This is a genomic window from Spongiactinospora gelatinilytica, from assembly GCF_003236385.1.
GTDB classification, from domain to species: Bacteria; Actinomycetota; Actinomycetes; order Streptosporangiales; family Streptosporangiaceae; genus Spongiactinospora; species Spongiactinospora gelatinilytica.
In genome coordinates this window covers 1-566 of record NZ_POUA01000821.1, presented here as the reverse complement: position 1 = coordinate 566, position 566 = coordinate 1, and the positions used below count along the sequence as shown (strand labels likewise).

Annotated in this window: 1 protein-coding gene; it reads left to right on the top strand. The window is 73.5% G+C overall.

Annotated elements, in window-relative coordinates:
• Positions 1-409 (top strand): DUF742 domain-containing protein (locus C1I98_RS39590; RefSeq protein WP_306461958.1); only part of this gene is annotated, 409 nt, incomplete at its 5' end.
• Positions 410-566 lie beyond the last annotated feature (157 nt).

Genomic DNA, 566 nt, shown 5'->3' with positions numbered 1-566 from the left:
CCGCGCCGCCCACCCCAGGCCGGACACCGGTGGAGCCGAGTATCACGGCTACCAGTGGCTCGACGACGAAGCCGGACCGGTCGTCCGGCCGTATGCGCTGATCAACGGGCGTACCCGGTCGAGCGGTCCGCCCATCGACCTGATCGCGATGGTGGTGGCGACCGGCGAGCGTCCCCCCGGCAGTACGGTGCTCGGGCCGGAGCAGGAGAAGGTGCTGGCCCGCACCCGGCGGGCCGCGTCGGTGGCCGAGGTGGCGGCCGAGCTGGACCTGGCCGTCGGCGTCGTCCGTGTCATCCTGGGCGACCTGCGGGACATGGAACTCATCGTGATCCGCCCGCCCGCCCCAGCGGCGACGTTCACCGGCGACCACATCCTCAAGGACGTGATCAACGGCCTCCGCGCACTCTGAGCCGAGCCGCCCGAAGCCTCAGCGCAGGACCCGGCCGGAAGCGGGGTCGTCGGCGCCGGTGGAGCCGGCCGGGCGCGTCAGCCTGCCCGGCTTGGCGAGATCCACCCGGACCGCGAGCCCCGCGTAAGTCTCGCGGAGCCGTACCACGACCCGGTGA